The organism is Novosphingobium cyanobacteriorum (genome assembly GCF_029436685.1).
Classification (GTDB): Bacteria; Pseudomonadota; Alphaproteobacteria; order Sphingomonadales; family Sphingomonadaceae; genus Novosphingobium; species Novosphingobium cyanobacteriorum.
Genome location: NZ_JAROCY010000032.1, coordinates 1 through 20,367, shown reverse-complemented (window position 1 = coordinate 20,367; position 20,367 = coordinate 1). Strand labels below are relative to the sequence as shown.

The window sequence follows — 20,367 nt, the reverse complement described above, 5'->3', positions numbered from 1 at the left end:
TTAGTCGTCCGTTCTCAGGTATTGGTACAGCGTTTCGCGGCTGATGCCGAACTCGCGGGCGAGCTTGGCTTTCTGCTCGCCGGCGGCGGCCCGCCGGCGCAGCTCGGCGACCCGCTCAGGCCCGAGCGCCTTCTTGCGGCCCCGATAGGCACCGCGCTGCTTGGCGAGCGCGATGCCCTCGCGCTGCCGCTCGCGGATCAAGGCGCGCTCGAATTCGGCGAACGCACCCATTACCGACAGCATCAGGTTCGCCATCGGCGAATCCTCGCCGGTGAAGGTCAGGCTCTCCTTGACGAACTCGATGCGCACGCCGCGCTGGGTGAGCTTCTGCACCAGGCGGCGCAGGTCGTCGAGGTTGCGCGCCAGGCGGTCCATGCTGTGCACCACCACCGTGTCGCCCTCGCGCACGAAGGCGAGCAGCCGTTCCAGCTCGGGGCGCTGGGTGTCCTTGCCCGACGCCTTGTCGGTGAACTGCCTGTCCACCGAAACATGCTCAAGCTGGCGTTCCGGGTTCTGGTCGAAGCTGCTGACGCGGACGTAGCCGATGCGCTGACCGTGCAAGGTGTTCTCCTGATGGCAATGTGTCAGGAAGAACTCTATGACCCTTGACGGTGCGTGTCAAACAATTCTGAATGCGGCTCTATTCTGACGCTTTCGCGCCGGACGGTCTGACGCGAGGTTAGGGTATAGCTCAGATTGACGCCCTGACTCTGGGTGTCGGCACCCGGCCAGAGGACTAAACCGCTCGCGCGGTAGGGGTGTGCTGAACCGCTCGTGACGACGGTCGAAGTTCGTGGTTTCCATCGGCAGCAGGCTTGCCATGTTTGGAGATGAGGCAATCGGCCTCATTTTCGACAGGAGCAACCCATGGACACCCCGACTCGTCCCGTCAGCCCCTTGCGCCAGCGCATGCTCGACGACATGCGGATGCGCAAGCTCACCCCCAAGACACAGAGTGCGTACATCCGCGCGGTGTGCCGGTTCACGCGCTATCTAGGGCGCGCGCCCGATACCGCCACGGTGGAGGACCTGCGCAACTACCAGTTGCACCTGGTCGATAGCGGGACCTCGCCGATGTCACTCAACGCCGCCATCAGCGGGCTAAAGTTCTTCTTTGACATCACGCTCCAACGCGGCGAGTTGATGGCGCGAATGCAGCCGGTCCGGCTGCCGCAGCGCCTGCCGGTGGTGCTCAGCCGCGAGGAGGTCGCGCGCCTGATCGCCGCCTGCAACAATCTCAAGCACCAGACGGCACTGTCGCTCGCCTACGCGACCGGACTGCGAGCGAGCGAAGTGGTCTCGCTCAAGGTCAGCGACGTCGACAGCGCGCGCATGACCCTGCGGGTCGAACAAGGCAAGGGGCGCAAGGATCGCTACGCGATGCTCTCGCCCCTGCTGCTGGAGCGGTTGCGTGTGTGGTGGCGGGTCGCACGGGCGCAGGGCAAGATGCTCGATGGTGGCTGGTTGTTCCCGGGCCTCGACCCGATCGAGTCGCTGAGCCCTCGTCAGCTCAATCGCGCTGTTCAGGCCGCCGCCCTGGCGGCCGGCATTGACAAGCGGGTGTCGATGCACACGCTTCGCCACTGCTTCGCGACCCACCTGCTCGAACAGAAGGTCGACATCCGCATCATCCAGGCGCTGCTCGGCCACAAGAAACTCGACACCACGGTGATCTACACCCAGGTCGCCACCGACCTGCTACGCGAAGTCGTCAGTCCGCTGGAGACCTTGCAGTCGGCGTAGGCGCATCGTGGCTCGCCCCGCACTGGAGGTCGCGGACATCTTCCGCGCCTTCGGGCCGGCGTGGCGCCTCACCCAGCACGGTCACCTGAGCCTCGGGCAGTTGAAGGTCATGTCGGCCATCGAACAGTGCCGCACTGCGGCGCTGGGCGGGCATGTGCTGCGCTGTGAGGCCTGCGAGCAGATCGACATCAGCTACAACTCGTGCCGCAACCGGCACTGCCCGAAGTGTCAGGCGCGGGCTGCCCAGCGTTGGCTCGAGGCCCGGCAGGCCGACCTTCTCCCGGTCGAGTATTACCACGTGGTCTTCACGCTGCCGGCGCCGATCAGCGCCTTCGCCTACACCAACAAGGCGCTCGTCTATCGGTTGTTGTTCGAGGTCGCCGCCGAGACGCTGCTCACCATCGCTGCCGATCCGAAGCACCTCGGCGCGACGATCGGCGCCACGCTCGTGCTGCACACGTGGGGCTCGGCGATGACACACCACCCGCACGTGCACGGCATCGTCCCCGGGGGCGGCCTGTCGCCCGATGGGCAGCGCTGGGTTGCCTGCCGGCGCGGCTTCTTCCTGCCGGTCCGCGTGCTCTCGCACCTGTTCCGGCGGCGTTTCCTGGAAGAGTTGGCAAAGGCGCATCACGCCGGGGCGCTGCGCTTCTTCGGCGAGTTCGCCCAGCTGGCACAGACGGCCGCGTTCCTGCGCTGGCTCGCGCCGCTGCGCACGAGCGAATGGGTCGTCTATGCCAAGCGGCCCTTTGCCGGCCCCGAGGCGGTGCTCGCCTACCTGTCGCGCTACACCCATCGGGTGGCGATCTCGAACCGTCGCCTGGTGTCGCTCGACGCCGGCAGCGTCTCCTTCCGCTGGAAGGACTACCGCGCCAAGGGGCGCACCCGCCACAAGACAATGACGCTCACCGCCGAGGAGTTCATGCGCCGCTTCCTGCTGCACGTGCTGCCATGCGGCTTCCATCGCATCCGGCACTACGGATTGCTCGCCAACGCAGGACGGCGGCAGCACCTGGCGCATGCGCGCGAACTGCTTGGTGCGACGCCTCCAGACGAGCCACGCACTCTCGCCTCGGCGCCTGAAGCCGCCGCACTGCCGACCACGTCCACCACCGGCTTCGTGTGCCGCTGCTGTGGATCGGTGATGCGCGTCATCGAGACCTTTGCTCGCGGTGCGACGATCCGCGCACCGCCACTCCGTGGGGCGACCTCATGACCGGGCATCGCTTCCACGCCCGCAGCCTTCCGCCAGCCCCCTTCCGAACGGGGTGGTCGAGACCCGCTGCGCCCGCCACTGGCATTCGCATCAAAACCCGCGCTGCGCGGACCTCGCCCGCGCCATCGAGGGCGGGCGACGGCTTCACGCAAGATGCGGCGCCTGACGCAGCACCATGCAGATCGCGTACCTGCGCGGTCGGGCGACGCTAGAATGCCCATAGCGCTGCGCCCCGACTGAACGGCCTCGCCTCGTTTCGCGGTTTCCTCCCCCGGGCTTTGTCCAACGCCTGCCCACAGGCACGGGTCGGACCTTCATCGGCACGGGGAAGGGGCAGGCGTCGAACAAAGCTGAACACAACCCGTCGATCACCTAGTCTCCAGACCTGACATCCGAGGGGCCGCTCCACCCTGTTAGCGGATTATCAGCCGAATCTAGTAGCGCTCGAGACGGGGGTCAGGGAAGCGATTCGTGTCATCGCCGTGCATGCCTCTTCCTCAAGGCGCTTTACGATCGTGGCCAGGGGCTCGACGCGATCGGCGAAGGCCACGGACTGGCCCACTGACAGGACACCAAAGCGGGCGTCGCCGGTTTCATAGGCGCGGCGTCCGACCCGGCCGGCGATGTGGGGCATCAGCGCTTCGAGGTCGCCGCCGAGTTCGCGCTCGATCTTCTGCACCGTCTCGGTCGTCTCGTTGCGCAGGGCGCGCACGGTGTTGCGCAGTGAGGACATGACGAGCGTCGTGTCGGTTTCCTGTGCTGCGACGAGGCGAGCCTTGTAGTCCGAGTGGGCCCGGATTTCCTCGGCGACGAGGAAGCGTGTGCCGATCGCGACGCCGTCGGCACCGAGCGCCAGTGCGGCGACGAGCTGGGCGCCGGTCGCGATGCCGCCCGCGGCGATCAAGGGGATCGTGATGTCGCGCGCGGCGAGCGCGGCCTGGACCATCGTGCCGATCAGCTCGGTGCCGGGGTGACCGCCGCATTCGGCGCCGACGACGGTGATCGCATCGACGCCCGCCGTCTGCGCGGAGCGGGCGTGGCGCACGGTGGGCACCTTGTGCAGCACCTTGATGCCGGCCGCGTGGAGGCGGGGCAGATAGGGTTCCGGATTGCGTCCGGCAGTCTCGACGAAGCGCACGCCTTCCGCGCACACAAGGTCGACGACGGCATCGACGCGGTCGCCCTTCGCGAGCTTGGGCAGCATCGAGATGTTGACGCCGAAGGGCTTGCCGTCGGTCAGTTCGCGGCAGCGCCGGATCTCGGCGCGCAGGTCGTCGAGTTCAGGGAAGCTCGCCGCGGTGATGAAGCCGATGATGCCGGCGTGGGCCGCCGCCGCGACGTAGTCGGCGGTCGACAGCCATTGCAGGCCGCTCGCGACGACGGGCAGGCGGATGCCGAAGAGATCGGTTATGCGGGTATGGAAGGCGCCTGTCACGAAGTGCTCCGGGGAAAATCGGGGGGACGCTTGGCATGGAAGGCGCCTATGCCTTCGGCCGCTTCCGGGCCGAAGAGGCTGTCGACGAAGTTGTCGGCCTCGAGGTCGAGCTGGCGCTCGAGCGGGTGAAGCCCGGCCGCGTCGAGCAGGCCCTTGATGCGACCGTGTGCGGCCCGCGGTCCGCGCGCGAGCGACTGCGCGAGGGCGAGGGCTTCGTCGAGCGCGGTGCCGTCCGCGGCGATGCGGTTAACGACGCCGAGCGCGTGCAGGCGCCGGCTGTTGACGGGCGCGCCGGTGAGCAGCAGTTCGGCGGCGAGCTGACGCGGCAGCAGGCGCCCGGCGAACGCCGATCCGCCGCCGTCCGGGCTGAGGCCGACTTTCACGTAGGCCATCGTGAACTGGGCGCTTTCGGCGGCGACGATGAGGTCGCAGGCGAGCGCGAGCGAAAAGCCGGCGCCGGCCGCGTTTCCCTCGACCGCAGCGATGACCGGTAGCGGGCAGCGCCGCAGCGCGAGAACCCAGCGGTGAAAGCGCTCGATGCTGTCGCGCTGCTGCGCGGGGGGCCGGCTGCGGTTCGCGGCGAGGCGGTTCAGGTTGCCGCCGGCGCAGAAGTGTTCGCCGGCGCCGGTGAGCACGACGGCGCCGAGCGTCGGGTCGTCGGACGCGGCCAGGAGCGCCGTCGTGCCGGTCGCGTAGATGTCGGGATGCAGGGCGTTGCGCATCGACGGGTTGCTGAGGGTCAGCAGCAGGACGTCGTCGCGCCGTTCGACGATCAGGCGTGCGTCCGAGGGGGGAGCAGTCGTCATCAGATCACCCCTCGTTGGGCCAGCGCGTCGATCTCGGCCGAATTGCGGCCCAGGCGTCGCACGAGGATTTCGCGCGTGTGCTCGCCGAGGAGCGGCGGCGCCTGGCGGTAGGTGACCGGCGTCTCGGAGAATTTCATCGGACTCGCGACCAGCGGCACGCTGCCGGCTTGCGGGTGGGGCAGGTCGATGCGCATGCCGCGGTGTTTGACCTGGGGATGGTCCAGCGCCTGGGCGATGTCGTTGATCGGGCCGCAGGGCACGCCGGCGCGTTCGAGCGGCGTGATCCACTCCTGCGCGTCGCGCTCTCGGAAAACCGCTTCGAGCAGCGGGATCAGCGTTTCGCGGTTGCGCACGCGGCTGGCATTGGTCGCGAAACGCTCGTCGAGCGCGAATTCGGGGTGGCCGGCGACGTTGCATAGCTTGGCGAACTGTCCGTCGTTGCCGACGGCGAGCACGAAGGCCCGGTCTCGGGCGGCGAACACCTGGTAGGGCACGATGTTCGCATGGGCGTTGCCGTGGCGCACGGGCACGCGGCCGCTCGTCAGGTAGTTCATGTTCATGTTGGCGATGCTTGCGACCTGCACGTCGAGCAGCGCCATGTCGATGTGCTGGCCGGTGCCGCTGACGTCGCGGTGGGCGAGCGCGGCGAGCATCGCGACCGCCGAATACATGCCGGTCATCAGGTCGGCGAAGGCGATGCCGACCTTCTGCGGCCCGCCGCCGGGCAGGTCGTCGCGTTCGCCGGTGATGCTCATCAGCCCGCCCAACGCCTGGATGATGAAGTCGTAGCCGGGCAACGGCGCGAGCGGGCCGTCCTGGCCGAAGCCGGTGATCGAGCAGTAGATGACGCGCGGGTTGATCGCGCGGACGTCCTCGTAGCCGAGGCGGTAGCGCGCGAGCGCGCCGACCTTGTAGTTTTCGATGACGATATCGGCGTCGGCGGCCAGCGCGCGCACGAGTTCCTGGCCGTCCGGGTCGGTGATGTCGATCGTGACCGATTTCTTGCCGCGGTTGGCGGCGAGATAGTACGCCGCCTCGTGCGTATCGTTGCCGTCGCGGTCCTTCAGATAGGGAGGCCCCCAGCCGCGCGTGTCGTCGCCGCTGCCGGGGCGTTCGACCTTGATGACCTCGGCTCCCAGGTCGGCGAGGATCTGGCCGGCCCACGGACCGGCCAGCACGCGCGACAGGTCGAGGACGCGGATGTGGGACAGGGCGCCCTTGGCTAGCACTGTCTCCATCGCTGTCTTCATCATGGTCTCCGTTGGTTACACGCGTTCGATGATGATGGCGAGGCCCTGGCCGACGCCGATGCACAGGCTGATCGCGGCGTAGCGGCCGTTGGTACGCTGCAGCTGACGCGCGACGCTCCACGCGAGCCGTGCGCCGGACGCGCCGAGCGGGTGGCCGATCGCGATCGCGCCGCCGTTGGGATTGACACGCGGATCGTCGAATCCGACGTCCATCAGCTTGAGGCAGCCGAGCACCTGTGGCGCGAAGGCCTCGTTGATCTCGATGATGTCCATGTCCGCGAGCGTCAGGCCCGCGCGTTCGAGCGCCTTCGGGATTGCATACGCCGGGCCGACGCCCATGATGCGCGGCTCGACGCCCGACGCGGCGCCGGCGAGGATGCGCGCGATCGGCTTCGCACCGGCGCGCTCGCCGACCGCGGCGCTGCCGATCAGCACGGCCGCGGCGCCGTCGTTGAGGCCCGAGGCATTGCCAGCAGTGACGACGCCGCCTTCGAACAGCGGCTTCAGCTTCGTGAGGGTGTCGTACGTCGTGTCGGGGCGGGGGTGCTCGTCTTCGGCGACGATCAGCGGCGGGGTCTTGCGCCCCGTCGGTACGCTGATCGGCAGGATCTCGCCTTCGAAGAAACCGGTGGCTTTCGCGGCGGCGTACTTCGCCTGCGACGCCGCGGCGAAGCGGTCGGAATCCTCGCGGCTGATGCCAAATTGCGCTGCGACGTTGTCGCCTGTCTCGGGCATCGTGTCGCCGCCGTATTGCTCGGTGACCTTGGGGTTCGGGAAGCGGGCGCCGATTGTCGAATCGTAGACTTTGAAATCGCGGCTGTAGGCGGCTTCGGGCTTGGCCACGACGAAGGGCGCGCGGCTCATGCTCTCGACCCCGCCGGCGAGATACAGCTCGCCTTCGCCGCAGGTCACCGCACGGGCGCTGTCGAGCACCGCGGCGAGGCCGCTCGCGCACAGGCGGTTGACGGTCTGGCCCGGCACGGTCGGCGGCAGGCCGGCGGCGAGCAGCGCGTTGCGGGCGACGTTGCGGCTGTCCTCACCGGCTTGCGAGGTGCAGCCGAGGATCACGTCCTCGATCTGCTCGGGGCGGAAGGGCGAGCGGGCGACGAGTTCGCGCATCACCGTCGCGATGAGGTCGTCCGGGCGCACGGCGGCGAGTTTTCCGGCGTGGCGGCCGAAGGGCGAGCGCAGGCCGTCGTAGATGTAGGCGTCGAGCATGGTGAGTCCTCTTGTGGGATGGGGGCGGTTTGGGGATCAGTTTTCGGGGGTCAGCAGCGAGACGCCGAGGCGGGCGCGGCGGACGAGCCAGGGGCTGGGGCGGTAGCGCGGGTCGCGGTAGAAGTCGTGCATCGCGTCGAGGATCGCGAGCACCGTGCGCGCGCCGAGCGCATCGCCGAGCGCGAGCGGCCCCTTCGGGTAGCCGAGGCCGAGCGTGACGGCGCGGTCGATGTCGGTCGGCGTTGCGATGCGCTGCTGGGCGATGTCGCAGCCGATGTTCACGATCGTCGCCAGCACGCGCTGCACGACGAAGCCGGGGCTGTCGTTGATCACCGTGACGGGCGTGCCGTCGGCGGCGAGGAGCGCCCGGGCGGCGTCGCGCATCTCGCGCTGCGTCAGCGGCGTGCGCATCAGCGTGCGACGGCCGTCGAGGGCGAGCGGATCGAGCGCCAATGTGCGCCCCGGATCGAGCCCTTCGGCGAGCGCGGCGGTGGTCGCATCCTCGCCGAGCGGCAGCACGAGGCACAGCGACGCGGTGCCGGGCGTATCGGCGCGGTCGAGCCGCGCACCGAGGCTTTCGAGCAGCGCGGTGACGCGTGTCGCCGCCTCGGCGTTGCGCCGGCTGACCCACACCGGGATGTCGGTCCGCGCGGGCGGCGCGTCCTCGGCCGGGATGTCGGCCTTGCCCTCGCGGTACACATAGAAGCCGCGCCCGCTCTTGCGTCCGAGCAGCCCCGCGGCGAGCCGCTGGCGCGTGATCGGCGAGGGGCGGTAGCGCGGTTCCTGGTAATACTGGTCGTAGATCGACTCCATCACCGGGTGCGATACATCGAGACCGGTGAGGTCCAGCAACTCGAACGGTCCCATGCGGAAGCCGGCCGCGTCACGCAGGATGCGGTCGATGTCGGGGACGGCGGCGATGCCTTCGCCGAGGATGCGCAGCGCCTCGGTGCCGAAGCCGCGTCCGGCGTGATTGACGATGAAGCCTGGCGTGTCCTGCGCGCGCACCGGCGTGTGGCCCATGCGCTGCGCGAGCGCGGTCAGCGCCTCGCCGACCCAGGGCTCGCTGAGCGCGCCGTCGATGACTTCGACGATCTTCATCAGCGGCACCGGGCTGAAGAAATGGAAGCCGCCGACGCGCCCCGGCAGGCGGCAGCCCGCTGCGATCGCGGTGACCGACAGCGACGAGGTGTTGGTCGCGAGGATGCAGGTCTCGCTGACGATGTCCTCCAACTGGCGAAACAGCGCGCGCTTGGCGTCAAGCTGCTCGACGATAGCCTCTACGACGGCGTGGCAGCCGGCGAGATCGTTCAGCGATTCGGCGATGCCGATGCGCGCGGTCGCCGCATCGGCGTCCGCTGCGGCGATGCGGCCCTTCGCGGCGAGCGTTGCGAGCGTCTGGCCGATCGCATCGCGGGCCTCGCCGGCCGCGCCCGGGCGCGCATCGTGCAGTACGACGCGGATGCCGCCTTGCACGGCGATCTGGGCGATGCCGCGGCCCATCAGGCCGGTGCCGACGATGCCGAGCACGAGGTCGGTGCGGGTGATGTCGAGCATGGTTCAGACTCCCTGGTAGTCGGGTTTGCGCTTGTCGAGGAAGGCGCGCATGCCTTCCTTCTGGTCGCGGCTGGCGAAGAGCAGCTGGAAGGCTTTGCGTTCGAGCATCAGCGCGGCGTCGAGCGAGGCGTCCTGGCCGGCAAGCACGACTTCCTTGATCTGCATGACGGCGAGCGGCGGCAACGCGGCGATTTCGGTCGCAAGTGCGAGCGCGCGGGTCTGCACCTCGGCGTCGTGCACGACTTCGCTGGCGAGGCCCATCTCCAGCGCCTCGCGGGCGCCGACGGGTTGGCCGGTGAGCACCATCTTCATCGCGCGGAACTTGCCGACCGCGCGCGTCAGGCGCTGCGTGCCGCCCGCGCCCGGCATGACGCCGACGCGCACTTCGGGCTGGCCGAAGGAGGCGCCTTCGCCGGCGACGATGATGTCTGCGTGCATCGCGAGTTCGCAGCCGCCGCCGAGCGCGAGGCCATTCACCGCCGCGACGACCGGTTTCGGGCAGGCCGCGATCGCGTTCCACAGGCGATGCGTGTTCCGCAGCATCATCTCGACCGCGCTGCGCTCGGCGAGATCGCGGATATCTGCGCCGGCTGCGAAAATCCGCTCGGAGCCGGTGAGCACGATGCAACGCACGTCCGGATCGCTGCCCAGTTCGGTGAAGTGTTCGGCGAGCATGGCGCGCACCTGCAGGTTCAGCGCGTTGCGCGCGTCGGGCCGGTTGATCCGGACCACGGCAATGCCCGGCAGCGGGCGTTCGACCAGGACTTCGTCGCTCATCATTCCTCCTTTGTGTGATCGCCGAATGATTCGCTGTGCGAAATTACGGTTCGCAAAGCATGGCGTGAGGCGAACGTTACCGCGGAATCCTGACGATGTAAACCGGCGCAGCTGTGCGCGCACCGAGGAAAGTAGAGGCTTAATACGCTGCTGCGTAAGGCATTTCAGGGAAGTCAGAAGGGCTTTAAGGTTTTAAGCGTTAATTTCGCTGCGCGAACGGCAGTTTCGAAAAAATGTTGACTCGCGAGATTTTCGTGTGCAACCATGGCGTCGCCTTCACCGGCGGCAGATAACCGAATCGATGTTGTGGAGGCAAGAGGAAATGGCGATGGACAATGAAATCCAGGTGTTCGGCGACGACGAGGAAAGCAAGGACCGTCAGTTCGTCAATGCGCTGGCGCGGGGGCTGGAGATCCTGCGCTGCTTCCGGCCGGGCGAGGCCTATCTCGCCAACGCCGAGCTCGCGAGCCGCACCGGGATTCCCAAGCCGACCGTGTCGCGGCTGACGCACACGCTGACGAAGCTGGGCTATCTCGCTTACTCGGAAAGCCAGGGCCAGTACCGGCTCGGGTCGGGCGTGCTCGCGCTCGGCTATTCGATGATCGCGAACCTCGACGTGCGCGACATCGCGCGCCCGGCGATGCAGGAGCTCGCGGAGTACTCGAAGGCGTCGGTGTCGATCGGCGTGCGCGACCGCCTGAGCATGGTGTACGTCGAGACCTGCCGCAGCAGCGCGCGCGTGACGCTGCAGTTGACCGTCGGCTCGCGCATCCCGATCGCCACCACGGCGATGGGTAAGGCGCTGCTGTGCAGCCTGCCGCAGCACGAGTTCGATTACCTGCTGGACCACATCCGCCTCGCCGACGAGGAGAACTGGCCGCGCATCAAGCTCGGCATCGAGCAGGCGCAGCGCGACTACGCCGAGCGCGGCTTCTGCCTGTCGGTCGGCGAATGGCATCAGGACATCCATTCCGTCGGCGTGCCGCTGCTCGGTATCGAGCGCGAAAAGGCTATGGCCTTCAACTGCGGCGGCCCCGGTTACCTGCTGCCGCGCGAAAGACTTGAAAACGATCTCGGTCCGCGTCTCGTCCAGCTTGTGCGCAAGCTGGAGCGGGACATGGGCCGGGTGTGAACGCCCCCACCCAATAGAGGAAGACATGATTCGAGATCCCGAAACCCTGAACCTGCTGCTGGACAGCGTCTCCCGCTTCGTCAGGGAGCGGCTGGTGCCGAACGAGCCCCTGGTCGCCGAAACCGACGAGATTCCGGCCGATATCGTTGCCGAGATGCGCGAGCTGGGCCTGTTCGGGCTCTCGATCCCCGAGCAGTACGGCGGCCTGAACCTGACGATGGAAGAGGAGGTGCTCGTCGCCTTCGAAATCGCCAGGACCTCGCCGGCCTTCCGTTCGCTGATCGGCACCAACAACGGCATCGGATCGCAAGGGATCGTCATCGACGGCACCGAGGAACAGAAGCAGCACTACCTGCCCAAGCTCGCCGCCGGGGAGATCATCGGATCGTTCGCACTGACCGAACCGGGTTCGGGCTCGGATGCAGCCTCGCTGCGCACGACCGCCGTGCGCGACGGGGATTACTACGTCCTCAACGGCACCAAGCGCTACATCACCAACGCGCCGGAGGCCAGCATCTTCACGGTGATGGCGCGTACCGATCCCAAGATGAAGGGCGCGGGCGCCATTTCGGCCTTCATCGTCGAGGCGGGCACGCCGGGGCTGTCGCTCGGCAAGATCGACAAGAAGATGGGGCAGAAGGGCGCCCACACCTGCGACGTGATCTTCGAGAACTGCCGCGTGCCGGCCGCGAACGTGATCGGCGGCAAGGAAGGCGTCGGTTTCAAGACCGCGATGAAGGTGCTCGACAAGGGGCGGCTCCACATCGCCGCGGTGTGCGTCGGCGCGGCCGAGCGCATGCTTGAGGACGCGCTGCGCTACGCGATGGAGCGCGTGCAGTTCGGCAAGCCGATCGCTGAATTCCAGCTGATCCAGGCGATGCTCGCCGACAGCAAGGCCGAGATCTATGCGGCCCGCTCGATGGTGCTCGACGCCGCGCGCCGCCGCGACGCCAAGGAGGATATCTCGACCGAGGCGTCGTGCTGCAAGCTCTTCGCCTCCGAGATGTGCGGCCGCGTCGCCGACCGCAGCGTGCAGATCCACGGCGGCGCCGGCTACATCTCGGAGTACGCGGCCGAGCGCTTCTACCGCGACGTGCGCCTGTTCCGCATCTACGAGGGCACGACGCAGATCCAGCAGCTCGTGATCGCGCGCAACATGATCAAGGCGGCGGAGGCCTGATGGACGCGCAGGACGATGCGCTGCTGGCTGCACTGCCGCAGCGCCTGCACGAGATCCCGCGCCGCTGGGCCGCGGCGACGCCCGAGGCCGTCGCCGTGTCCGAAGGCGACGTCGCGTGGACCTGGCGTGAACTCGCCACGGCGGTCGATGAAGGCGCGGCGCTGCTGCGCCGGCTCGACGTGCGCCCGGGCGATCGCGTGATGATCGTCGGCGAGAACTGCGCCGCACAGGTCGCGCTGATCTTCGCCGCTTCACAGTGCGACGCGTGGGTGGTCAACGTCAACGCCCGCCTGTCGCCGCGCGAGATCGACGTGATCGGCGCGCACAGCGGTGCGCGCCGGGCGCTCTACACCGTCGCCGTGTCGCCGGACGCCGCCGCGCATGCGGCGCGCCACGAAGCGGAGCGCACCACACTGCCGCACTTCGGCGAAATCGCGATCGGCGCGCTCAACGAACACTGCACGCCCGAGCCGGTCGAGGCGGACGGCGCCTGCCAGGTGGCGGCGCTGATCTACACCACCGGCACGACCGGCCACCCGAAGGGCGTGATGCTGACGCATCGCAACCTGCTTTTCATTGCCGCGGTGTCGAGCCGGATGCGCCGGCTCCTGCCGCCGGACCGCGTGTATGGCGTGCTGCCGATCTCGCACGTGTATGGGCTGGCGTCGGTGACGCTCGGCACGCTCTACGCCGGTGCCGCGCCTTCGGCGAACTGATCGCCGACGGCACGCCCGACAAGGTCTTCCGCGATCCGGAAGTAATGAAGAGCTACACGGGGGCGAGCGATGCTTGAGATTGCCAACGTCCGCGCCGGCTACGGCGCGATCAACATTCTGTGGGACCTCTCCATCTCGGTGCCGACTGGGCAACTGACGACCATCATCGGCCCCAACGGCGCCGGCAAGACCACGCTGCTACGCGCGATCATGGGCCTCGTCCCGCTCAGCCAGGGCAGCATCCGGCTGAACGGCCAGCCGCTCGATGGCAGCTCGACCTGGCACATGCTCGAACGCGGGGTGGCGATGATTCCCGAAGGCCGCATGATCTTCAAGGACATGACGATCGAGGAGAACCTGATGCTCGGCGCCTTCCCCAAGGCGCACCGGGCCGCCTCGCAGGCCAACTGCGACAAGGCCTATGCGATGTTCCCGCGCCTGCACGAACGGCGCACGCAACTCGCCGGCACGCTCTCGGGCGGCGAAGCGCAGATGCTGGCGATGGCGCGCGGGCTGATGTCCGACCCCAAGCTGCTGATCATCGACGAACCTTCGCTGGGCCTCGCGCCGGTGGTGGTCAACGAGCTGTTCGACATCCTCGCGCGGCTCAAGGCCGAGGGGCGCACGATCGTGCTGGTCGAGCAGAACACGCACAAGGCGGTGGGGGTGGCCGACCATGTGCACCTAATGCAGAGCGGCAAGGTGGTGCTGTCGCAACCGGCGTCGAAGGTCAGCCTCGAGCAGTTGCATGAGCTCTACTTCGCACGCTGAGAGCGGCGCTGCGGCCGCCGGCCTCTTTGACGATGCGATCGGCTCGGGCTTCGCGCGCATGCTCGGCTGCCGCGTCGTGCACTGGGAGCCGGGCCGCGTCGAGGTCGAGCTCGAGCTCGGGCCACAGCACCTGAACCGCGCCGGCTCGGCGCACGGCGGGGTGCTCGCGACCCTGATCGACGTCGCGTGCGCGCTGGCCGGCCTGTACTCCGGCGTGCCGGGCAGGGTGCGCAAGGCGGTGACCTTGTCGCTGAACACGAGCTTCACCGGCCAGGTCGCGGCCGGCACGCTGCGGGCGCACGGGCGCGTGCGCACCGGCGGCCGGAGCATCTTTTTCGCGACGACCGAGGTGACCGACGCCGCGGGGCACCCTATCGCCCACGGCGAGGCGGTCAACCGCTACCGCCGCGGCAGCGAGAATCCGGACGGCGCGCCGCCCGATGAACCACAAACATGAGGTGAATGCATGAAGATCCTGGTACCCGTCAAACGCGTGGTCGATTACAACGTCAAGGTGCGCGTCAAGGCGGACGGCACGGGCGTCGATATCGCGAATGTAAAGATGTCGATGAACCCCTTCGACGAAATTGCCGTCGAGGAAGCCGTGCGGCTGAAGGAAGCCGGCATCGCGACCGAGGTTGTGGCGGTGAGCTGCGGTGTCGCGGCCTGCCAGGAGACGATCCGCGCGGCGATGGCGATCGGTGCCGACCGCGGCATCCTGGTTGAATCGGAGATCGAGCTGCAGCCGCTCGCCGTGGCGAAGCTGCTCAAGGCACTGTGCGACAAGGAGCAGCCGACGGTCGTGATTTGCGGCAAGCAGGCGATCGACGACGACTCGAACCAGACCGGCCAGATGCTGGCGGCGCTGCTGGGCTGGCCGCAGGCCACCTTCGCGTCCAAGGTCCAGCTGGCTGACGGCGTTGCATCGGTGATGCGCGAAATCGACGGCGGTCTCGAGACCCTCGAGATGAAGCTGCCGGCCGTGGTGACGACCGACCTGCGCCTGAACGAGCCGCGCTACGCGACGCTGCCCAACATCATGAAGGCGAAGAAGAAGCCGCTCGACATCGTCAAGCCGGCCGATCTCGGTGTCGATGTCACGCCGCGCCTGGCGACGCTGAAAGTGGCCGAGCCGCCCAAGCGCAGCGCCGGCGTGCGCGTCGCGGACGTCGCGCAACTCGTCGACAAGCTCAAGAACGAAGCGAAGGTGATCTGAACATGGCGATCCTGGTTATTGCAGAACACGACAACGCGAGCCTGAAGGCCGCCACCCTTAACACCGTCTCGGCTGCGGCCAAGCTCGGCGCGGATCTGGCTACTGAGGTCCACGTGCTGGTTGCCGGCGCCAACTGCGGTGCGGCTGCCGAGCAGGCGGCAAAGGTCGCGGGCGTCGCCAAGGTGCGCGTTGCGGACGCCGCCCACTACGACTCGCAGACCGCCGAGAACGTCGCCGCGCTCGTCGTCGGAATGGTGGCCAATGAGGCCGCAGGCTACACCCACATCCTCGCCCCCAGCACCGCCAACGGCAAGAACGTCGCGCCGCGCGTCGCCGCGCTGCTCGACGTCGCGCAGATCTCCGACATCGTCGCCGTGGAATCGGCCGACACCTTCGTGCGCCCGATCTACGCCGGCAACGCGCTGGCCACCGTGAAGTCGGCCGACGCCGTGAAGGTGATGACCGTGCGTACGACCGCCTTCGAGGCGGCGGCGATGTTGGCACCTGAGGGCGGCTCGGCCACGGTGGAAGCCGTCGCGGCCAATGCCGATCTGGGTCTGACGACCGTCAAGGGCCGCGATCTGACCAAGAGCGCACGTCCCGAGCTCGGTGCCGCCAAGATCATCGTCTCGGGCGGCCGCGGTCTGGGTAACAGCGAGAACTACCACAAGCTGCTCGAGCCGCTCGCCGACGCCCTGGGCGCCGCGCTGGGCGCGTCGCGCGCCGCGGTCGACGCGGGCTACGTGCCCAACGACTATCAGGTCGGCCAGACCGGCAAGATCGTCGCGCCGCAGCTCTACATCGCGGTCGGCATCTCGGGCGCGATCCAGCACCTGGCCGGCATGAAGGACTCCAAGGTGATCGTCGCGATCAACAAGGATCCGGAAGCGCCGATCTTCCAGGTGGCGGATTACGGCCTCGTCGGCGATCTCTTCGAGGTCGTGCCGCAGCTCGCACGGACGCTCGCCTGAGCCGGCGACGCCGGTTCAGGGCGGCACAGTCCGTGTTGTCGGGGGAATCTTCCGGCGCTCGAGCGACGAACGAGGTCGCGCGGCGGGCCGTCGCGCTGACGATCATGCTGGGGACGACGTCGGTCGTGCTCGCGACGACCATCCTCAACGTCGTCCTCCCCGACATCATGCGCGAGTTCGCCGTCGACCAGGGGCGCGTGCAGTGGCTAGCGACCGGCTTCCTGTCCGCGATGGCCGCGACGATGCTGACGGCCGCGTGGTGGGTGCGGGCCTATGGGCTGCGCCGCACCTACTGCGTCGCGCTGGCGATCTTCGTCGTCGTGTCGCTGATCGGCGGGTACGCCACGTCCATCGACGCGTTGATCCTTTCGCGCATCGCGCAGGGTGCGGTCGCCGGCGTGATCCAGCCGCTGGCGATGATCGCGCTGTTCGAGGCTTATCCGGTCGAGGAGCGCGGTAGCGCGATGGCCGCGTACGGACTCGGCGTGGTGCTGTCGCCGGCGCTCGGTCCGGCCCTCGGCGGGCTCCTCGGCCAAGCCTTCGGCTGGCGCGCGGTGTTCTTCGTCACGCTGCCGCTGTGTCTCGCGGCACTGGCGCTGGCCCCGGCGAAGCTCGCGCGCTTCGCGCCGGCGGCAGGACGCCGCCCGGCCTTCGATGGGTGGGGCTTCCTCCTGCTGTGCTCCTTCCTGCTGTTCGTGCTGGGCGGCCTCGCCCATGCGCAGCGCGCGGGGCTGACGCCGGCGGGGGTCGCGTTCGCTGCGGCGGGCAGCTTCGTCTGCGGTGCGGCCTTCATCGCGTGGGAGGCGCGCCACCGCAACCCGATGTTCGACCCGCGCGTGTTCCGCAATCCGGCGTTCGCCGCCGCCTCCGCGGTCGGTTTCGCCTACGGCATGGGGCTCTACGGTTCGACCTTCCTCATGCCGCTGTTCGTGCAGACGATCTCGGGTTTCTCGGTGCTCGAGGCCGGCATGCTGCTGCTGCCCGGTGGCCTCGTGCTGGCGCTGTGCATCCCGCTCGCCGGCCGGCTCACCGACCGGCATTCGCCGCACTACATCGTGTGCGCCGGGCTCGCGTGCTTCGCGCTGTCGTTCTTCCTGTTCGGAAATTCGTCGGCGGATACGGGGTTTTGGATGCTTGCCGCGTGGATCGCGCTCGGTCGCTTGGGGCTCGCGATGATGATTCCTGCCCTCAACGCGGGCGCCGTGCAAGGACTGCCGCTCACCCAGATAGCGCAGGGCGCCGGCGCGCTGAATTTTGCGCGCCAGCTTGGCGGTGCCTTCGGCACCAGCCTGCTGTCGCTGCTGCTGCAGTGGCGCCTTGCAGCGCATCAACAGGAAGCCATGACGGCGCTTGAGGCGGCTACCCGGGCCTTCGACGAGAGCTTCATCGCAGTCGGACTCGTGTTCCTGTTCGCCCTATGGCCCGGCTGGAGGATTCGGCGCACTGCCTTCCCCCATGGGCCTCAGTGATTTCGACCCAAGGAAATGACCATGCAACGCGAATCGATGGAATTTGATGTCCTGATCGTCGGCGGCGGCCCCGCAGGGCTGGCCGCGGCGATCCGCTTGAAACAGCTGGCCGCCGAGAAGGGCACGGAACTGTCCGTGTGCCTGATCGAGAAGGCCGCCGAGATCGGCGCCCACATCCTCTCGGGCGCGGTGATGGACCCGCGGGCACTGAACGAACTGATCCCCGACTGGAAGGAACGGGGCGCGCCGGTCACCACCGCAGTGACCGAGGATCGCGTGATCTTCCTCAACGAGACGGGCGGGCGCAAGGTGCCCACCGGCCTGCTGCCGGACTGTTTCCTTAACCACGGCAACTACATCGTGCGCCTGGGCAACGTCGCCAAGTGGCTCGGCGAACAGGCTGAAGCCCTGGGCGTCGAGGTCTATCCGGGGTTTGCCGGCGCCGAGATCCTGTTCGACGAGACGGGCGCCGTGAAGGGGGTCGCCACCGGCGACATGGGCGTCACACGCGAAGGCGAGCGGGGTCCCGCCTACCAGCCGGGCATGGAGCTGCATGCGAAATACACGCTGTTTGCCGAAGGCTGCCGCGGGCACCTCGGCAAGCAACTCGAAGCGAAGTTCAACCTCCGGAACGGCGTCGACCCGCAGACCTACGGCATCGGCCTGAAGGAACTGTGGGAAGTGCCCGCCGAGCGTCATGAGCCGGGCGTGGTCGTGCACACCACCGGCTGGCCCCTGCCCTCGGACACCTACGGCGGCGGCTTCGTCTATCACCTCGAGGACAAGCTCGTGGCGATCGGCTACGTCGTGGGCCTCAACTACACGAATCCGCACCTCTCCCCGTTCGAGGAATTCCAGCGCTACAAGACGCATCCGGAGATCCGCAAGTATCTCGAGGGCGGCAAGCGCCTGGCCTACGGGGCGCGCGCGATCGCTGCGGGCGGGCTGCAGAGCCAGCCCAAGCTGGTGTTCCCGGGCGGCGCGCTGATCGGCGACGACGCGGGCTTCCTCAACGCCGCGCGCATCAAGGGCAGCCACGCCGCGATCAAGAGCGGCATGCTCGCCGCGGAAGCCGCGTTCGAGGCGGTGGGCGCCGAGCGCAGCCGCGACGAACTCGCCGCCTTCCCGGAAGCCTTCCGTTCGAGCTGGCTGTACGAGGAACTGCACAAGACGCGCAACTTCAAGCCCTACATGAAGCGCGGCCTGTGGATGGGCTCGCTGCTCTTCGGCATCGACCAGAAGGTGCTCAAAGGCAAGGCGCCGTGGACGCTGCACAACAGCGCCGACCACGACAAGCTCAAGCTCGCGTCGGAATGCCCGAAGATCGACTACCCGAAACCCGACGGCGTGCTGACCTTCGACCGCCTCTCCTCGGTGTTCCTGTCGAACACCAACCACGAGGAAGATCAGCCCTGCCACCTGCTGTTGAAGGACGCCTCGGTGCCGATTGCGGTGAACCTCGCGAAGTACGACGCCCCCGAGCAGCGCTACTGCCCGGCCGGTGTGTACGAGATCGTGAGGGACGAGTCGGGATCCTCATCTCTCAACAGCGCCCGTCTGCAGATCAACGCGCAGAACTGCGTGCACTGCAAGACCTGCGACATCAAGGACCCGACGCAAAACATCAACTGGGTCGTGCCGCAGGGCGGGGAAGGGCCGATCTATCAGGGGATGTAGCGGTGAAATTCTTTGTGCAAAGGTGCCAATTGAGGTGCTTGACGGTTTAGTCTTCGACAACTTCGCGAAATGCGTTCGGAAGCATTCCAATAACGGCATTGCAGCAATACACAGGTCCATGTCGGGTTGCCAAGGAAGGCCGGCCCGCGTAATTTTCATCAGGGAACGGCAGATTCTGCCGTGTTACTGTTCTTGACGAGCCAGTCCGGGTGACTGCTCCACTCGGACACCTGCAACTGCACCTCTGACGGATCGAACGGCAGAATCGGGTTGATAGCGCCCCCTCCTGCATGTCATGCCTCGCAGGCGCAGCCTTGCACTGCTGCTAGGCGAAAGCCGTGGCGCACCTTAGCGTACGATTTCTTCCGTTTCGTGAGCTGACCCCAATAGGCACAAGGTCCGTGCTCCCGTTGCTCTCAATCGACGCCCCGCGCTGCTCCGCCTGATCCTGGGGCACGCCGGTTTTCCTCCTCTCGCAAACCCGCACCTGGAAGCGCTCCGCGCCTTGGCGATGCGGCTAGGTGCCTGCCGCGACCGCCTCGACGCAAAGGAGGATGGGCACGCATTCGACACCCCGCTTCTCGTCTCAGCCGCCCGCTTTGTCAGGGAGCAGTCGAAGGGCGAGCCGCCCACCACTTTCAGCCCAACCGGTCGGTGACGGCTCCGACGCACCCGCCGATCTGAAGGGTGTACGGGTTTTGGAGCTTGATCGACGATGGGGCGATGCCTTCTGCTTGACAGAGATAAGGCCCTCTGGTGCTAGTCACATTCCCGTTCGATGGCTCCGAAACCTTGGATCCTCCGCCGAGCGGGCTTAGCCGGCCTCGGCCGAACCGCTGGCGGGTGTCATAGTCTTATAGACCACCCCGATCCGGTTCTCGGCGGTGCCGCGCCGGCGCAAGGTCGCGGCGATATGACGGTCGGCCGCCGCATGATCGTCGAAGGCATGGTGCTGGGCCTGACCACGCGCCCCAACCCGGCCCCAGCGGGTTTCGACCACGATCATGCCGAACAGGTCGAACCTAGCCACAATGCTGTAACGCCGCCGGATGTTGCGTGCCGGATCGAGCGCCACCAACTCGATCGGGTCAGGGAGAATTGCGCCTTTCATGGGGGCGTTTGCGGGAGGGGGCGGAATCCTACGCTAAGGATTTGGGCCAGCGATATTCCCCGGTTAGATTGATGTGTTCCCATCCCAACGGCGAGACGTGGGCGAGTAGATCAGGCGCGATA

Annotated in this window: 21 protein-coding genes; 12 read left to right on the top strand and 9 right to left on the bottom strand. The window is 67.7% G+C overall.

The window, feature by feature from the left end; genetic code table 11:
* The gene (locus POM99_RS20540; protein WP_277280560.1) at positions 1–561 is read right to left on the bottom strand and encodes a recombinase family protein; all 561 of its coding nucleotides are present in this window, start codon (positions 559–561) and stop codon (positions 1–3) included.
* A gap of 306 nt (positions 562–867) precedes the next feature.
* Here POM99_RS20540 and POM99_RS20535 point away from each other — a divergent pair, with 306 nt between their 5' ends.
* Positions 868–1,743 carry a tyrosine-type recombinase/integrase gene (locus POM99_RS20535; RefSeq protein WP_277280559.1) on the top strand — a complete coding sequence of 292 codons (876 nt, stop codon included), beginning with the start codon at positions 868–870 and terminating at the stop codon, positions 1,741–1,743.
* Positions 1,744–1,750: 7 nt separating this feature from the next.
* A complete protein-coding gene (locus POM99_RS20530; protein ID WP_277280558.1) occupies positions 1,751–2,959 on the top strand; it encodes an IS91 family transposase in 1,209 nt (402 codons plus the stop codon).
* 424 nt (positions 2,960–3,383) lie between these two features.
* Here the strand turns inward: POM99_RS20530 and POM99_RS20525 are convergent, their stop codons facing one another.
* The 6 genes from POM99_RS20525 to POM99_RS20500 are packed head-to-tail and all read right to left on the bottom strand — an operon-like array spanning position 3,384 to position 10,002.
* Positions 3,384–4,394 (bottom strand): NAD(P)H-dependent flavin oxidoreductase, encoded by a 1,011-nt coding sequence (locus POM99_RS20525; protein ID WP_277280557.1) that lies wholly within the window; start codon positions 4,392–4,394, stop codon positions 3,384–3,386.
* Complete coding sequence (locus POM99_RS20520) at positions 4,391–5,200, bottom strand: oxepin-CoA hydrolase, alternative type (RefSeq protein ID WP_277280556.1); 810 nt, start codon at positions 5,198–5,200, stop codon at positions 4,391–4,393. The genes POM99_RS20525 and POM99_RS20520 overlap by 4 nt, the downstream gene beginning before the upstream one ends.
* Positions 5,200–6,450, bottom strand: a complete 1,251-nt coding sequence (locus POM99_RS20515) for a CaiB/BaiF CoA transferase family protein (RefSeq protein ID WP_277280555.1) — start codon at positions 6,448–6,450, stop codon at positions 5,200–5,202. The genes POM99_RS20520 and POM99_RS20515 overlap by 1 nt, the downstream gene beginning before the upstream one ends.
* A 15-nt stretch (positions 6,451–6,465) precedes the next feature.
* On the bottom strand, positions 6,466–7,668 hold the full coding sequence (locus POM99_RS20510) for a 3-oxoadipyl-CoA thiolase (RefSeq protein WP_277280554.1): 1,203 nt from the start codon (positions 7,666–7,668) through the stop codon (positions 6,466–6,468).
* A gap of 36 nt (positions 7,669–7,704) precedes the next feature.
* Positions 7,705–9,225, bottom strand: a complete 1,521-nt coding sequence (locus POM99_RS20505) for a 3-hydroxyacyl-CoA dehydrogenase (RefSeq protein WP_277280553.1) — start codon at positions 9,223–9,225, stop codon at positions 7,705–7,707.
* A gap of 3 nt (positions 9,226–9,228) precedes the next feature.
* Entirely contained in the window at positions 9,229–10,002 is a 774-nt protein-coding gene (locus POM99_RS20500) for an enoyl-CoA hydratase (protein ID WP_277280552.1), read from the bottom strand.
* Positions 10,003–10,330: 328 nt separating this feature from the next.
* Between POM99_RS20500 and POM99_RS20495 the strand changes: the two genes are divergently transcribed.
* The 10 genes from POM99_RS20495 to POM99_RS20455 all read left to right on the top strand — a co-directional run bounded on the left by POM99_RS20495 (position 10,331) and on the right by POM99_RS20455 (position 19,134).
* A complete protein-coding gene (locus tag POM99_RS20495) occupies positions 10,331–11,134 on the top strand; it encodes an IclR family transcriptional regulator (RefSeq protein WP_277280551.1) in 804 nt (267 codons plus the stop codon).
* 25 nt (positions 11,135–11,159) lie between these two features.
* Positions 11,160–12,314, top strand: a complete 1,155-nt coding sequence (locus POM99_RS20490; protein ID WP_277280550.1) for an acyl-CoA dehydrogenase family protein — start codon at positions 11,160–11,162, stop codon at positions 12,312–12,314.
* The gene (locus tag POM99_RS20485; RefSeq protein WP_277280549.1) at positions 12,314–13,030 is read left to right on the top strand and encodes an AMP-binding protein; all 717 of its coding nucleotides are present in this window, start codon (positions 12,314–12,316) and stop codon (positions 13,028–13,030) included. Before POM99_RS20490 ends, POM99_RS20485 begins: the two co-directional genes overlap by 1 nt.
* Positions 13,027–13,107 carry an ABC transporter ATP-binding protein C-terminal domain-containing protein gene (locus tag POM99_RS22515; protein WP_369011648.1) on the top strand — a complete coding sequence of 27 codons (81 nt, stop codon included), beginning with the start codon at positions 13,027–13,029 and terminating at the stop codon, positions 13,105–13,107. Before POM99_RS20485 ends, POM99_RS22515 begins: the two co-directional genes overlap by 4 nt.
* The gene (locus POM99_RS20480; RefSeq protein ID WP_277280548.1) at positions 13,100–13,801 is read left to right on the top strand and encodes an ABC transporter ATP-binding protein; all 702 of its coding nucleotides are present in this window, start codon (positions 13,100–13,102) and stop codon (positions 13,799–13,801) included. Before POM99_RS22515 ends, POM99_RS20480 begins: the two co-directional genes overlap by 8 nt.
* Complete coding sequence (locus POM99_RS20475) at positions 13,779–14,258, top strand: PaaI family thioesterase (protein WP_277280547.1); 480 nt, start codon at positions 13,779–13,781, stop codon at positions 14,256–14,258. The genes POM99_RS20480 and POM99_RS20475 overlap by 23 nt, the downstream gene beginning before the upstream one ends.
* A gap of 9 nt (positions 14,259–14,267) precedes the next feature.
* Positions 14,268–15,017, top strand: coding sequence for an electron transfer flavoprotein subunit beta/FixA family protein (locus tag POM99_RS20470; RefSeq protein ID WP_277280546.1), 750 nt, complete (start codon positions 14,268–14,270; stop codon positions 15,015–15,017).
* Positions 15,018–15,019: 2 nt separating this feature from the next.
* Positions 15,020–15,988, top strand: a complete 969-nt coding sequence (locus POM99_RS20465; RefSeq protein ID WP_277280545.1) for an electron transfer flavoprotein subunit alpha/FixB family protein — start codon at positions 15,020–15,022, stop codon at positions 15,986–15,988.
* 104 nt (positions 15,989–16,092) lie between these two features.
* A complete protein-coding gene (locus POM99_RS20460; RefSeq protein WP_277280544.1) occupies positions 16,093–17,457 on the top strand; it encodes a DHA2 family efflux MFS transporter permease subunit in 1,365 nt (454 codons plus the stop codon).
* Between the two features lie 21 nt (positions 17,458–17,478).
* Positions 17,479–19,134, top strand: a complete 1,656-nt coding sequence (locus POM99_RS20455; RefSeq protein WP_438823040.1) for an electron transfer flavoprotein-ubiquinone oxidoreductase — start codon at positions 17,479–17,481, stop codon at positions 19,132–19,134.
* An 814-nt stretch (positions 19,135–19,948) separates the two neighbouring features.
* Here POM99_RS20455 and POM99_RS20450 read toward each other — a convergent pair.
* Both POM99_RS20450 and POM99_RS22510 read right to left on the bottom strand, forming a co-directional pair.
* Positions 19,949–20,245 (bottom strand): WGR domain-containing protein, encoded by a 297-nt coding sequence (locus POM99_RS20450; RefSeq protein ID WP_066969757.1) that lies wholly within the window; start codon positions 20,243–20,245, stop codon positions 19,949–19,951.
* Between the two features lie 28 nt (positions 20,246–20,273).
* A partial coding sequence (locus POM99_RS22510) for a Tn3 family transposase (protein ID WP_438823042.1) occupies positions 20,274–20,367 on the bottom strand: 94 nt, incomplete at its 5' end.

Bases quoted from the DNA above. Each gene is read 5' to 3' on its own strand.
- POM99_RS20510 (WP_277280554.1), bottom strand. From the start codon at position 7,668: ATGCTCGACGCCTACATCTACGACGGCCTGCGCTCGCCCTTCGGCCGC.
- POM99_RS20465 (WP_277280545.1), top strand. From the start codon at position 15,020: ATGGCGATCCTGGTTATTGCAGAACACGACAACGCGAGCCTGAAGGCC.
- POM99_RS20460 (WP_277280544.1), top strand. From the start codon at position 16,093: ATGCTGGGGACGACGTCGGTCGTGCTCGCGACGACCATCCTCAACGTC.
- POM99_RS20495 (WP_277280551.1), top strand. From the start codon at position 10,331: ATGGACAATGAAATCCAGGTGTTCGGCGACGACGAGGAAAGCAAGGAC.
- POM99_RS20505 (WP_277280553.1), bottom strand. From the start codon at position 9,225: ATGCTCGACATCACCCGCACCGACCTCGTGCTCGGCATCGTCGGCACC.
- POM99_RS20520 (WP_277280556.1), bottom strand. From the start codon at position 5,200: ATGACGACTGCTCCCCCCTCGGACGCACGCCTGATCGTCGAACGGCGC.
- POM99_RS20485 (WP_277280549.1), top strand. From the start codon at position 12,314: ATGGACGCGCAGGACGATGCGCTGCTGGCTGCACTGCCGCAGCGCCTG.
- POM99_RS20500 (WP_277280552.1), bottom strand. From the start codon at position 10,002: ATGAGCGACGAAGTCCTGGTCGAACGCCCGCTGCCGGGCATTGCCGTG.
- POM99_RS20490 (WP_277280550.1), top strand. From the start codon at position 11,160: ATGATTCGAGATCCCGAAACCCTGAACCTGCTGCTGGACAGCGTCTCC.
- POM99_RS20475 (WP_277280547.1), top strand. From the start codon at position 13,779: ATGAGCTCTACTTCGCACGCTGAGAGCGGCGCTGCGGCCGCCGGCCTC.
- POM99_RS20535 (WP_277280559.1), top strand. From the start codon at position 868: ATGGACACCCCGACTCGTCCCGTCAGCCCCTTGCGCCAGCGCATGCTC.
- POM99_RS20515 (WP_277280555.1), bottom strand. From the start codon at position 6,450: ATGAAGACAGCGATGGAGACAGTGCTAGCCAAGGGCGCCCTGTCCCAC.
- POM99_RS20455 (WP_438823040.1), top strand. From the start codon at position 17,479: ATGCAACGCGAATCGATGGAATTTGATGTCCTGATCGTCGGCGGCGGC.
- POM99_RS20470 (WP_277280546.1), top strand. From the start codon at position 14,268: ATGAAGATCCTGGTACCCGTCAAACGCGTGGTCGATTACAACGTCAAG.
- POM99_RS20450 (WP_066969757.1), bottom strand. From the start codon at position 20,245: ATGAAAGGCGCAATTCTCCCTGACCCGATCGAGTTGGTGGCGCTCGAT.
- POM99_RS20480 (WP_277280548.1), top strand. From the start codon at position 13,100: ATGCTTGAGATTGCCAACGTCCGCGCCGGCTACGGCGCGATCAACATT.